The organism is Lactiplantibacillus mudanjiangensis, from assembly GCF_005405385.1.
GTDB classification, from domain to species: domain Bacteria; phylum Bacillota; class Bacilli; order Lactobacillales; family Lactobacillaceae; genus Lactiplantibacillus; species Lactiplantibacillus mudanjiangensis.
Genome location: NZ_BJDY01000005.1, coordinates 219,585 through 232,744, shown reverse-complemented (window position 1 = coordinate 232,744; position 13,160 = coordinate 219,585). Strand labels below are relative to the sequence as shown.

The window sequence follows — 13,160 nt, the reverse complement described above, 5'->3', positions numbered from 1 at the left end:
ATGCAAAATATGGAAGAACTTTATCAACTGATCGCTGCCCGGAAACAAACGCCTAAAAAAGGTTCTTACACGGATTATTTATTCACGGAAGGTATCGATAAAATTTTGAAAAAAGTCGGTGAAGAATCGACAGAAGTGATCGTTGCGGCTAAAAATCCGGGTGATGATGAATTAGTTTACGAAACAGCGGACCTGTTTTACCACGTGTTAGTGCTGTTAGTCGAACGAGGCGTTAGCTTTGATCAAATCAAGGCCGAACTAGCTAAACGCGAAGGTAAGATGAGCAGCTTTAAAGATCGTCCTGAAATCAAGAATTTGTAGGAGGTACCTTATATGAAAGAAAGTGTCAAAAAACTCCAACCTTATGTGCCGGAGAAACCATTAGCAACGTTGCAAGCAGAATTGGGTGTCAACCGGTTAGTGCGTCTATCCGCTAATGAGAATCCTTATGGCACTTCACCGGCAGTTGAAGCCGCCGTTAAAAATTGGGACTTTTCTGGTAGTAATCGTTATCCGGATGGCGATGCGACCGAATTACGACTAGCGGTGGCGAGCCAACAACATGTTGATCCAGAACAACTGGTCTTTAGTGTTGGCTTAGACGAAATGATCGTGATGGTGTCACGGACGTTTTTAGCCCCGGGTGACCAAGTCTTGGTGGCGGCACCGACCTTCTCTGAATATGGTCTACACGCTGAAATTGAGGAAGCCACCTTAGTCAGTGTACCAACGTTAGCTGATGGACATGTGGATTTTCCAGCGATGGCACAAGCGCTAACTCCTGATGTCAAAATGGTTTGGTTATGTAATCCGAATAACCCCACTGGGACTAGTGAGACGTTGGCTGATTTAGAAGCCTTTATCCAACAAGTACCAGCCGAGACGATGGTGTTAATTGATGAAGCCTATATTGACTTTGCAACGGATGCAGCCAAGTTAACGGCGATGCAATTGCCAAGTCGTTATGATAATGTTGTGGTCATGCGGACGTTTTCTAAGGCGTACGGGTTAGCCAACTTCCGAGTCGGTTATGCGGTCTTTTCTAAGACTTATGCGCCAACGATGCAGGCGGTTCGGTTACCTTATAACGTGAATTCTTTGACCCAAGCAGCGGCGTTAGCGGCCGTTAATGATCAGAATTTCGTGCAGACAACCGTTGCTAAAAATGCCGTAGAGCGGACAAAATGGGAAGCGTTCTTTGATGCACAACAGATTCAATATGATCGCAGTGATGCCAACTTCATTTTCTTCAAATATCCACAGGCCGATCAGTTAGCTGATTATTTATTGCATCACGGGTATAGTTTGCGGACGGGATTACAGTCAGACTGGATTCGGTTCACAATTGGGACCGCAGCGGATAATCAGGCGATTCAACAATTGATCTTGTCTTATCAAAATGATGCTTAGTCAAGAGAGTTTGGGCTTTGTCTCAAACTTTTTTTGTACCTGATTTGACTTAGAGCCCGCTCTAAGTTGTAAAGTGATGGTAAACAAGGAGGCTGATGAAAATGAGTGAGTTAGAAAAGATTAACCAAGGTGACTGGTACAATTTTTCCGACGCAGAAGTTGCGGCACAAAAAGCTCGTGCAGCACAATTGTGTCAGGAATTTAATGCGTTGGCAGCAACCGATGTCCAAGGACAGACGGCTAAGATTAAGGAAATTTTAGGTGGCTTTGGGAAGCGTGTTTCTGTGCAGAGCCCATTTCGTTGCGATAATGGGCAAAATATTACCGTTGGAGAAGATTTCTTAAGTAACTACAATTTAACGATCTTAGATTTGGCACCGGTTAAGATTGGTGCGCATGTCATGATTGGGCCTAACGTTGATATTTATACCGTGAACCATCCCATGACCGCTCAAGGAAGGCGGCAGTACTTAGCCAAGGCACTACCGGTAACGATCGGCGATGATGTGTGGATTGGTGGAAAGGTAACCATTACTCCTGGCGTCACGATTGGCAATGACGTGGTGATTGCGGCTGGTGCGGTCGTGACTAAAGATGTTCCTGATCATTCATTGGTTGGCGGTGTGCCAGCACGGGTCATTCGGTCGTTGGATTTGTCTGAACAATAAAAAAGTCGGTCAATGACCGATTTTTTTATTGAAGTAATCTGACAGGTGATTAAAAGCGATCGGGTGTTGCCCACAGTTGTGTTAGTGAAGCCACAATTAAACAAGCCGTAATTGTTGTTGAAGTTCGATTAGTTGCTGCTGTTGTTGCTGGGTTAACGATGATGTAGTCCCCATGAGATCAATTGCGGCGTCACCAATTTGTAAAATAGCTAATAAATCCTCGTCAATTTCTAGCAATGATGAAATTTTAACAAACGATTGAAAATCATCGCGACCGGATAGATCACCATGCGCGAAATTAGCTAAGCTTTGCTGGATAATTTTTTTGAATCGTTTTTTGCGACGTTGTCGTTCTTGGCGCTGTGTATAGTAGGGTAAAAATAGGGCGACAATCACAGCCAACGTTTCAGCGGTTGCTGCAATCCATTCAGATAAGGTCCCCATTTCCATTGTGTCATCTCCTCATGATCTTAGCGTACGCGCTTTTCAGTGAAGTTTAAATCAAACTGAATTGCAATTATTAAAAGTTAGCGTTAAAACGGGTATACTGAAACGTGTAGTGTGAGTTCGATATTAAACGATTATTGCTTAGAAAGGTTGGATGGAAATATGCAATTAGGATTTGTAGGAACCGGTGTGATGGGAGCCGCGATTGCCAAGAATTTAATGGCAGCGGGTCATCAAATGACGGTTTATAATCGGACCAAAAGTAAGACCGATGCTTTAGTTGCGGCAGGGGCCACTTGGGCAGCGACACCGGCATTGGTTGCGGCTAAAAGTGACGTCGTCTTTACAATGGTTGGCTTTCCAAAAGACGTTGAACAAGTTTATTTTGGCGATGATGGCATCTTTAGTGGCTTGAAAGCTGGCAAAATAGTGGTCGATATGACAACGAGTCAACCTAAATTAGCGGTTAAAATCGCGGATTATGCCAAGCAACATGGCTTTCAAGCACTGGATGCGCCGGTTTCTGGTGGCGATATTGGGGCTAAGAATGCCACGTTAACGGTAATGGTTGGTGGCGATGAGGCAACGTATCAGGCCGTTTTACCGTTATTTAAGATCATGGGTCATCAAGTGAACCATTTCGGTGCGGCCGGAACGGGTCAACATGCCAAGATGGCCAATCAAATTATGATTGCTGGGACAATGACCGGCTTAACTGAAATGTTACTTTATACGAAAGCCGCTGGACTTGAGCCACAAACCGTTTTAGAAACCTTGTCGAGTGGTGGCGCAGAAAATTGGAGCATGGATAACTATGTGCCACGAATCTTGAAAGATGATTACACGCCAGGCTTCTTTGCACGGCATTTCTTGAAAGATTTACGGATTGCGTTAACGGAAGCTGATGCGATGGGCTTAGACTTAGTTGCCACGGCGCAAGCTAAGCGATTATACGAAGTGATGGTTGATGTTAAAGGCCTTGGTGATCAAGGGACACAGGGGCTAATTAACATTTATTAAAGTGAATAAACATGAGTCGGCCCATCTTAATCGGATTAGTTCTGATTAAGATGGGCCGACTTTCTTGACCATATTTAATTAGGTTAGGCTAGTGTTGCTAAAGCTTTTTGGGCAGCAACGTTCATGATATTCCAAGGCCGATCGAAACCGGGTTGGAAGAAGAAGTCAGTATAGGCCAAATCAGCCACGGTTAAACGTGCCTGAATCGCCAATGAAATTGTATTAATATTAGCTGTCACATCAATTTTAGACATAATCTGGGCACCAAGCACGCGGCCATCATCTGGATCAAAAGTTAGTTTGAACCAGACCTTATCATTACCGGCATTATTGGGGACAAACTTTGGCCGCACGGTATCGGTAACCAGCACTGAGGCTGACCTAATCCCCAGCTTTTTGCTCGTTCCAGTCTTGACACCAGTAGAGGAAAAGTGATAATCAAAGACGGATAAAGCTGAAGAACCTGACACGGCTGGCATTGGACTAGGGATTCCTAATAGATTTTTAGCAGCAAAACGACCTTGGCGCCGGGCGTTGGTGGCTAAGGCAATTCGTGCGGATTGACCAGTTGGTGCGAATGGAACTAAGGTGGCATCGCCTACCGCATAGATATCTGGTTGACTGGTTTGAAGGTATTGATTGATCTTGATTAAGCCATGGTCGTCTAAGTCCACGACACCTTTAAGCATGGTGGTATTGGCCTTGATGCCAGCAGCTGAAACGACTAAATCAGCTGGATATGTGGCTTGGTCAGTAGTGACACTCACAACGTGACCAGCCTCACCATTGAAAGCTTGAACTTGTTGATTAACGGCTGCAGTGATATGGTGTGTAGCCATTTCAGCTGTTAAAGTCGAGGTGAATTCTTCATCAAGATATAAGCTCAGCAAGCGTGGTAATAAGTCAATGACCGTTACATGTTTGCCCGCTTTAGCGAAGACTTCAGCGGCTTCAATGCCGATGTAACCAGACCCAATGACCACAACATTGTTAATGTCAGGATCAACGGTCTTGGCTTTTAGCTTGATGGCCCAATCGCGGCCACGCATCGCGTAGATATTTTGTAACTCATGGCCAGGAACGGGGAGCTCAAATGGGACGGCCCCTACACTCAACACTAACTTATCATAAGTTTCATCACGTTCAGTACCGTCGGCATGATTGATGACGTGGACGGTACGATTATTAGGATCAATCTTAGAAATTTCTTGTTTTATAAACACGTGTACGCCAGCTTTAGTCATACCTTCAGGAGTGGCATAACGTACCTGATTGACATCTTTGACGGTGCCTTCTAAGTATAATTGCATGCCACAAGATAAGAATGACAGGAAGTCACCTTGTTCATACCATTGAATTTCAGTGTCTGGCTGAGTGGCTAAGATACCACGAACGGTTTCGTAACCACCGTGTGAAGAACCTACAACAATAACTTTCATAATTAAGCTGCCTCCAAATATAGTTTAGAATTGTTCTAAACAATCGTAACACTAACTCGATGAAAATAACAGTGTAGGTCGCTAATTAAATTTAGGGGCACAATCACTTGTACTTTAGGAATATAAAAAGACTGGTCGCTAATGGTTAGCTGACCAGCCTTTTTGTTGAATGATTATTCGATAATATCGAAGAAACTTAGGAGTTTTTCTTTTGTTAGTTCAGCTTTCTCAGCGCCACGAACATCGAATTTCACTTGACCCTGATCGAGCACAATTAAACGATTGCCGTATTTTAATGCATCGTCTAAATGATGGGTAATCATTAAACAAGTCAGGTTTTCTTCGGTAACCCGTTGATTGGTTTGATGCATCAATTCGGCACTGGTTTTGGGATCAAGCGCGGCCGTATGTTCATCAAGTAATAATAAATCAGGGTGCTGTTCGGTTGCCATTAAGAAACTTAAGGCTTGGCGTTGCCCGCCGGATAAGTTTTCCGTGGCGGTGTTTAACCGTTCTGTTAACCCGTTGTTCATCGTAGCCGTTAAAGCTTTGAAGTGTGGTAACTGTTGTTTCAGACGACGTAATCGTAACGTCCGACGTTTGCCACGTTGACTAGCAAGTAATAAATTTTCGGCTACCGTCATTCGAGGTGCCGTGCCCATCTTAGGATCTTGGAAGACACGCGCGAGAAAGGCGGTTCGTTTTTCAACGGTCATTGTTGTAATGTCTTGGCCCTTCAAGCTAATGGTGCCAGCGTCAACTGGAAGTTCGCCACTAATCGTATTGAAGAGGGTCGACTTCCCAGCCCCATTGGACCCAAGCACGGTAATGAAGTCGCCGTCATAAATGTCTAAATCTAAATGCCGTAAAATCATCACTTCGTTTGGCGTGCCGGTGTTAACCTTGGTGACAATATGGTTTAAAGAAATTAAAGGGGTATCAGTCTTCGTCATATTTAGCGACTCCTTTCTGTAAGACGTGATTTAAATGAAGGAATTTACTTAATTGCGGTAACATCAGGCAGACTGCTAAGATGATTGCGGAAAGTAAGTTTAAGTCGTTGGTACTGAAGCCTAATTGCAACACGATTAGTAAAACAAAGCGATAGAGGATACTCCCTAAAGTTACGGCAACTAAACGTTGATTTAAGGTTAATTCACCAAAAACGACTTCACCAATAATAATGGAGGCTAAGGCGATAACGATGATCCCAATTCCCATGTTGACGTCGGCATAACCATTGTTTTGTGCGATTAAGGCGCCACCCATGCCAATTAGGCCATTGGAAACCATTAGGCCCATCATGGTCATGTTATCAGTGTTGATCCCAATTGAACGGGCCATGATCTTGTTGTCACCAGTGACGATGAAGGCTTGACCAAGGTTGGTTTGTAAGAAGAGAATCAGCAAGACGGTGACAATGACAATGACCACTAGGCCAATAAAAACGCTGTCGAAATACTTAGGTAATGATTCTAAAAAGTGACTCGAAAAGATGGTCTTTTTACCTAATAAGGAAACATTGGCGCTACCCATGATTCGTAAGTTGACGGAAAGGCAGGCGGTCATGACTAAGATGCCGGCCAATAAAATGGGAATCTTACCCTTGGTATACAATAGGCCGGTGATTAAGCCGGCAGCGGCACCGGTGACAAAGGCTAATAAAGTGGCTAAGTAAGGGTTAACCCCGTTAGCAATGGCAGTAACGGCGGTCGCCGCGCCTAATGGGAAGGTCCCTTCAACCGTCATATCTGGAAAATCTAAAATTCGGAAGGTTAAGAAAAGGGCAATCCCTAGAATGGCCCACAAGAGGCCTTGACCAATACTCGATACAATCATACTCATTTGTAAATTTCCCCTTTCTGTTTGGCTTCTTTAATGACGCTAGCTGGGAAGGTAATTCCTAGCTTTTTAGCTTCTGACAAATTAATCGTCATTTCACCTTTAGTAATTAATTTAATTGCGTAGTTTGATGGTGATTTGCCTTTTAAGACTTTAGCGGCCATTTCACCGGATAATTTACCTAGCTTGTATTGGTTAACTGATAAGGTGGCAAGACCGCCATCTTTAACCATGGTATCAACAGCTGGAATAACGGGAACTTTGGCTTTATTGGTGACAGAAATCAAGGTCTTCATGGCACTGGCAACGCCATTATCTTGTGGTGCATAAACGGCATCGACTTGTGAGGCCATGGTTTCGGCAACTTGTTGCATATCATTAGTAGAAGAAATGGTGTATAACTTGTACGCGATGCCTTCTTGTTTACAAATCTTGGCAAACTTCTTGGCGTTATATTCGCCACCATGATCAGACGTGGTATAGATGATCCCGATCTTTTTAGCTTTAGGGACGAGTTTTCGTAATAAGTCTAAATGTGACTTGAGTGGTGATTCACCAGACGTCCCAGTGATATTAGCACCAGGATGTTGGTTACTCTTGATTAGGCTACCGCCGACGGGATCAGTGATTCCGGCTAAGATAACCGGTGTGGTTTTGCCAGCTGCATTTGCTAAGGCTTGAGCAGCGGGGGTGGCAATGGCGATCGTTTCATCAGCATTTTCATTGATAAACTTTTGGCTCATTGTCTTTAAGTTACTTTGATCACCTTGGGCATTTTGATAATCAATTTTGATATTCTTGCCTGGTGTATAACCCTCTGCTTTTAATCCCGCGATAATCCCGCGGTGAATGGCGTCTAACGCCGGATGAGTTTGCAGTTGAAGTATACCAACTGTTGGCACTTTTTTTGAACTCGTTGTTGTCTTAGAACTCGGGTTGCTCGTCATCACGAAGGCAACACCTAGAAAAATAACGAGGGCGCTAATAAATGCAATCATGCGTTTCAATATAATCACCTCATAATAGATTTAAACTACTGGAACCAAGAAAAAAAGGGCAAACCAGCTAGCGACTGGTTTGCCCTTTCGGAACCGGAAGCCTGCTGTGTCTTAAACCCATGCAGACTCCTTTGGATATCAAAGTTAAGCCGGCACAGATACAAACTGTTTGCCAGATTGTATCCGTGCAACGGAAGTACAATCTGAATCACCGGCTTTGCCATGAACTATTCAAATTGAATTGACTTAACTGTGTCATCTTTGGTTCCTCGCTTTCGTTTATTGAATGCAATAAGTATAAGACAATCTTAAAATTAAAGTCAAGCTAAATGTGAAAAAAGTTAGAAAATAAAATGGCATTTTACTGGGAACACGATTAGTGTGTTGACAATTAAAAAAGATGGTGTTAGATTAATATCATATTATAAAACGATTAAGACGTTGAAGAGAAGAGTAGCTTGGTCAACGACTTTCCAGAGAGCTTCGGTTGGTGAGAGAAGCAGTGGGCGGTCAAGCGAAGATGAGCTCGGAGTCATGACACGGGTCGAACGGCTACGTGTGCGGTTGCAACCGATATATTGCGGAGTATCCCCATTTAGCGGGGTACTTGTCGAGGTTATCAGTGTGAACTGATAATGAATCACGGTGGTAACGCGAAAGCTTTCGTCCGTCAGTTTCTGTAGAGAGACTGGTGGGCGGAAGCTTTTTTTGTTGCCCATCAGTGACAAAATTTATAGCAGTCAATTATGAGAGGAAGTTATCCACATGACCGTAACGGCAAACAATGGTTTATTAACAAGTGAACAACAATGGTCTCAATCACAATCCCAAGATGCACATCCGCTACGGTTACTCGTGTTGAACTTAATGCCCACGAAACAAACCACGGAACGGCAATTTCTAACAAACTTGGCCGCAACGAACTTGGATGTTGATGTCACTTTTATGTATCCAGAAACGCATGTGTTCAAGGGATTACCTCGAGCAACGGTCGCTGAAAACTATGTGACATTGGCGCAAATTGAGACGCAATTTTTCGATGGCTTGATTATCACTGGTGCACCGGTGGAAAAATTACCATTTGAGGCGGTGGATTATTGGGACGAGTTCGGGTCGATTGTGGATTGGGCGCAGACCCACGTCACCCAAACACTGTTTGAATGTTGGGCAGCCCAAGCGGGATTGTACTATCAATTCAATATTCATAAACAAACGGTCGCCAATAAAATTTTCGGCATTTACGCAGCAGATACCGTCGATCATCACTCACCCTTAATTAGTGGCTTGAGTGCCGGCGGGTTGTTGAAGATGCCCCAGTCGCGGCACACTGAATTGGTTTTGCCGATAACATTACCGAATGATTTACACATGGTGGCAGCCAACGATGAAATTGGGCCGTTAGTTTTAACGGCAGCCAAGGCGCACGCCGTTTATGTGACGGGGCATCCTGAGTATGATACCGATACGCTAGCGAATGAATACACGAGAGATGTTCAACGCCAGTTACCGATTCAACGGCCTAAACACTATTTTAACGAGTTACAACAAATTGATGACAGTTGGCATGTCACGAGTCATCAACTCTATGCCAACTGGTTACGGACCCTCCAATTAATGAAAGTAGGTTATTAAAGATGACAGAAAAAAACAACTACCATTTTGAAACATTACAAGTCCATGCTGGTCAAACCGTTGACGAAACAGGCTCACGAGCGGTACCGATTTATCAAACGACATCGTATGTGTTCAAGGATGCTAAAGAAGCCGCGGGGCGTTTTGCCTTGACTGATGCGGGGAATATTTACACCCGGTTAACCAACCCAACAACCGCCGTTGTGGATCAACGAGTCGCTGCGCTAGAACATGGGACGGCTGGTGTGACATTAGCAACCGGATCAGCGGCGATTACGGCAGCAATTTTAAATATTGCGGCGCAAGGTGATGAGATTGTCGCGGCGAATACGTTGTATGGGGGGACCTTTGATCTATTCAGTGTCACGTTGAAGAAACTTGGCATTACGACTCATTTTGTTGATCCAGATGATCCGGAAAATTTTGAAGCGCCAATTAATGAACATACCAAGGCATTATATGTAGAAAGTATTGGGAATCCCGGCATTAACTTAGTTGATTTTGAGAAAATTGCTGCAGTGGCTCATCGTCACAATATTATCTTGATTGTGGATAACACGTTTGGGACGCCTTACTTAGTGCGGCCACTGGAACATGGCGCTGATGTGGTTGTTCATTCGGCCACGAAATTCATTGGTGGTCATGGGACCACGATGGGTGGGGTGATTGTGGAAGGCGGCAAGTTCGACTGGCGCGCCAGTGGCAAGTATCCTGAATTCACAACGCCTAATGCACAATATAATGGCTTAGTGTTCGCTGATCTAGGCACGGCGGCCTTTACGACGAAAGTTCGCGCAGAAACGTTGCGTGATACTGGCGCGACGATTAGTCCATTTAACTCGTTTTTATTGTTGCAAGGACTAGAATCCTTATCGTTACGGGTGGAACGCCACGTTGCCAATACACGTAAGATTGTGGCCTTTTTAAAGGCACAACCAGAAGTGGCTTGGATCAATTATCCCGAGTTGCCAGATAGTCCTTACCATGATTTAGCAACGAAATACTTTCCGAATGGGGTAGGCTCGATCTTTACATTAGGGTTAACCGGTGGTGAAGCGGCTGGCAAAGCTCTAATCGAACATTTGCAATTATTCTCATTGTTGGCGAATGTGGCCGATGCAAAATCATTGATTATTCATCCAGCATCGACAACCCATGCGCAATTGAATGAGCAAGAATTATTGGCTGCCGGCGTGACCCCAGATTTGATTCGGATTTCGGTTGGGGTGGAAAATGTCGACGACTTGATTGCGGATTTGAAACAGGCATTAGCACAAGTTTAATCAGTTAATAGGAAGGTGAGTTAAATGACAACGACTATTGAAGTGGGCATGCTAGGACTAGGTACAGTGGGGAGTGGCGTAGTGACGCGATTGCACCAAGCTACTCAAAAAATTGAACAGACACAAGGCTTCCGCTTGCATTTAGCCGCAGTAGCCGTGAATCATTTAAACGCACCGAGATCAGTCACGTTGCCGATTGGAACGCGGCTGACCGATTCGATTCAAACGGTAGTTACTGATCCACAGATTCAATTGGTGATTGAAGTCATGGGAACGGTGACGACCGCCAAACAAGCGATTATAACCGCCTTAACGCACGGCAAATCCGTGATTACGGCTAATAAAGACTTAATGGCGACCGCTGGGGCTGAACTCATTGCTTTGGCGCAGCAACAACAAGTTGATTTATTCTATGAAGCCAGTGTCGCAGGCGGAATTCCGATCTTACGGACCTTAACAGATAGTTACGCGACCGACCAAATTACCGCCGTAGCTGGCATTATTAATGGGACGGCTAATTATATTTTAAGTGCGATGACGCAAGGACAATCTTATGAGCAAGCCTTAGTTGCGGCCCAGCAAGCTGGCTACGCGGAAGCTGATCCGACTAATGATGTTGCTGGTTGGGATACCGCCTACAAACTCATCATTTTAAGTCAATTTGCCTTTGGACAAGGCCCGTCGTTAGCCAGTTTACAGCCAGTCGGCATAACGACCCTGACGGCAGCCAGCTGTCAACAAGCCGCAAAATATGGCTGGCAAATAAAATTATTGGCGCAAGCCCAATTGGCTAAAGGAAAACTCTATTGCCGGGTAGCGCCGGTGGCCGTACCACTTGGTCAAGCGCTGAGTCAGGTAAGTGGTGTTCAAAACGGTGTCGCTGTGACGAGTCGCGCCATCGGATCAAGTTTGTATACGGGGCCTGGAGCGGGAAGTACCGCGACGGCTAATAGTGTCTTAAATGATGTTCTAATCGCTGCTCAACATCGATTGACCCATACGGCCGGCCGCGCCTTTAATTTGCAAAAGCGAGATTTACCAGTGGCTAGCTTGGCGCAAGTCCCGCAAGCGTATTTATTATTTAGTCCAGTCGCTTCGGCAACGTTAAGCCAGTTAACCGGTGTTTCTGTTGTCGATTGGCGTAGCTTTGGTGGAAACGGCTATCAAACGGGCGTCTTAACCTCAGATCAAGTCCGGGGCTTAACGGCAACTGGTGCGCAATTAATCCCCATTGCTGGGTCGGTGGTTTGGTCAACCGCTGCGGCGACATCACAATCGGCCGTTGCGACTAAAATGGCGATTTGAAAAAGGACACTCTGGTACAGTATACTGTATTGGAGCGTCTTTTTTTGTGGACGCTGAGTGGCAGATTAAGTTCAGTCTTAATCTGCGAATCGTGTTCGCTAAATTGGAGTGAAAAATATGAAAATTGCGGTAGTCACCGATAGTTCGGCCAATTTAACGGCGCAAGCCGCGGCTGATTACAAAATTACGGTGGTCAATGATCCGATTATGTTTGGAAACCATGTCTATCATGAAAATGTGGATATTACGACGGATCAGTTTTACCGATTATTAAAAGTTGAAAAAGAAATTCCGACGATTTCACAAATTTCGATGCCAGAAATGCAAGTCGTTTTTGATGACTTAAAAGCGGCTGGGTATGAGCAAGTGTTAGTGATTGGGTTGAGTAGTGGGATTAGTGGCTATGTTAATAATTTGAAGACGTATGCGCCATCAGTCAAAGATTTAGATGTCGAAGTGTTTGATTCACGAACGGCCTGTGCGGGGACGGCCAATATGGTTAAATTAGCGGCCGCCATGGCGTTAGCTGGTTATGAGTTGGATGCGATTGTCGATCAATTGACGATTTTACGGGCAACCACGCAGACGATTTTAATTGTGAATAGTATGCGCCACTTAGTGAAGAATGGTCGAATTTACAATAATAGTAGTTTAGCTGGAACGATGGTCCTACGCAATAAGCCAATCATGACGTTTAATACTCATGGTAAATTACAGATTTGGGGTAAGGAACGGACGCTTAAAAATGCGCAACAGGCCGTTGAAGATGCCTTTAATCAGTTTGTGATGCGTAGTCAACAACCGATCCGGTTAGATATTATTAGCGCCAACGATGAGCCGATTGCGGAAAACTGGGCTAGTGAATTACGTTATCGGTTCCCCGCAGTTCGAGTGAAGACTGGTGAAATTGGTCCAGTTATGGGTGTACTAACTGGTGAACACGCGTTAGGGATGATCTGGTCGTATGATTGGAAACCGTTATTGAATGAGTTAAATCATCAACGAATACAAGGCTCATAGGCATTTAAAATAAGTAAATAGTGCGAGTTTGATAGAAAGTTCTGAAAAAAATGAAATTTTTTCAGAACTTTTTTCATTCGAATAAATCGTAAGTTA

Annotated in this window: 13 protein-coding genes; 8 read left to right on the top strand and 5 right to left on the bottom strand. The window is 44.5% G+C overall.

Annotation, left to right across the window (positions count from 1 at the left end):
* The 3 genes from hisE to FFM84_RS12260 all read left to right on the top strand — a co-directional run bounded on the left by hisE (window position 1) and on the right by FFM84_RS12260 (window position 2,078).
* Entirely contained in the window at window positions 1-321 is a 321-nt protein-coding gene (gene hisE / locus FFM84_RS12270; RefSeq protein ID WP_130845547.1) for a phosphoribosyl-ATP diphosphatase, read from the top strand.
* 12 nt (window positions 322-333) lie between these two features.
* Window positions 334-1,410: a histidinol-phosphate transaminase gene (gene hisC / locus FFM84_RS12265; RefSeq protein WP_130845548.1), complete on the top strand. Its 1,077-nt coding sequence runs from the start codon at window positions 334-336 to the stop codon at window positions 1,408-1,410.
* A gap of 101 nt (window positions 1,411-1,511) precedes the next feature.
* A complete protein-coding gene (locus FFM84_RS12260) occupies window positions 1,512-2,078 on the top strand; it encodes a sugar O-acetyltransferase (RefSeq protein WP_130845549.1) in 567 nt (188 codons plus the stop codon).
* A gap of 96 nt (window positions 2,079-2,174) precedes the next feature.
* Here FFM84_RS12260 and FFM84_RS12255 read toward each other — a convergent pair whose 3' ends face one another.
* A complete protein-coding gene (locus FFM84_RS12255) occupies window positions 2,175-2,528 on the bottom strand; it encodes a hypothetical protein (RefSeq protein ID WP_130845550.1) in 354 nt (117 codons plus the stop codon).
* 159 nt (window positions 2,529-2,687) lie between these two features.
* On the opposite strand from FFM84_RS12255, the gene FFM84_RS12250 reads away from it, so the two are divergent.
* Window positions 2,688-3,545 (top strand): NAD(P)-dependent oxidoreductase, encoded by an 858-nt coding sequence (locus FFM84_RS12250; RefSeq protein WP_130845551.1) that lies wholly within the window; start codon window positions 2,688-2,690, stop codon window positions 3,543-3,545.
* Between the two features lie 83 nt (window positions 3,546-3,628).
* On the opposite strand, the gene FFM84_RS12245 is transcribed toward FFM84_RS12250, so the two are convergent.
* The 4 genes from FFM84_RS12245 to trpX form a co-directional block, all read right to left on the bottom strand.
* Window positions 3,629-4,984 (bottom strand): FAD-dependent oxidoreductase, encoded by a 1,356-nt coding sequence (locus FFM84_RS12245; protein WP_130845552.1) that lies wholly within the window; start codon window positions 4,982-4,984, stop codon window positions 3,629-3,631.
* A gap of 173 nt (window positions 4,985-5,157) precedes the next feature.
* Entirely contained in the window at window positions 5,158-5,937 is a 780-nt protein-coding gene (locus FFM84_RS12240; RefSeq protein ID WP_130845553.1) for an ABC transporter ATP-binding protein, read from the bottom strand.
* On the bottom strand, window positions 5,924-6,829 hold the full coding sequence (locus FFM84_RS12235; protein ID WP_130845554.1) for an ABC transporter permease: 906 nt from the start codon (window positions 6,827-6,829) through the stop codon (window positions 5,924-5,926). The genes FFM84_RS12240 and FFM84_RS12235 overlap by 14 nt, the downstream gene beginning before the upstream one ends.
* Window positions 6,826-7,836, bottom strand: a complete 1,011-nt coding sequence (gene trpX / locus FFM84_RS12230; RefSeq protein WP_308779295.1) for a tryptophan ABC transporter substrate-binding protein — start codon at window positions 7,834-7,836, stop codon at window positions 6,826-6,828. Before trpX ends, FFM84_RS12235 begins: the two co-directional genes overlap by 4 nt.
* A gap of 753 nt (window positions 7,837-8,589) precedes the next feature.
* On the opposite strand from trpX, the gene FFM84_RS12225 reads away from it, so the two are divergent.
* The 4 genes from FFM84_RS12225 to FFM84_RS12210 all read left to right on the top strand — a co-directional run bounded on the left by FFM84_RS12225 (window position 8,590) and on the right by FFM84_RS12210 (window position 13,064).
* Entirely contained in the window at window positions 8,590-9,456 is an 867-nt protein-coding gene (locus FFM84_RS12225) for a homoserine O-acetyltransferase/O-succinyltransferase family protein (RefSeq protein WP_130845555.1), read from the top strand.
* A 2-nt stretch (window positions 9,457-9,458) separates the two neighbouring features.
* Window positions 9,459-10,739, top strand: coding sequence for an O-acetylhomoserine aminocarboxypropyltransferase/cysteine synthase family protein (locus tag FFM84_RS12220; protein WP_130845556.1), 1,281 nt, complete (start codon window positions 9,459-9,461; stop codon window positions 10,737-10,739).
* Between the two features lie 24 nt (window positions 10,740-10,763).
* Window positions 10,764-12,044 carry a homoserine dehydrogenase gene (locus FFM84_RS12215; RefSeq protein ID WP_130845557.1) on the top strand — a complete coding sequence of 427 codons (1,281 nt, stop codon included), beginning with the start codon at window positions 10,764-10,766 and terminating at the stop codon, window positions 12,042-12,044.
* Between the two features lie 117 nt (window positions 12,045-12,161).
* On the top strand, window positions 12,162-13,064 hold the full coding sequence (locus FFM84_RS12210) for a DegV family protein (RefSeq protein WP_130845558.1): 903 nt from the start codon (window positions 12,162-12,164) through the stop codon (window positions 13,062-13,064).
* The last annotated feature ends 96 nt before the right edge of the window (window positions 13,065-13,160 follow it).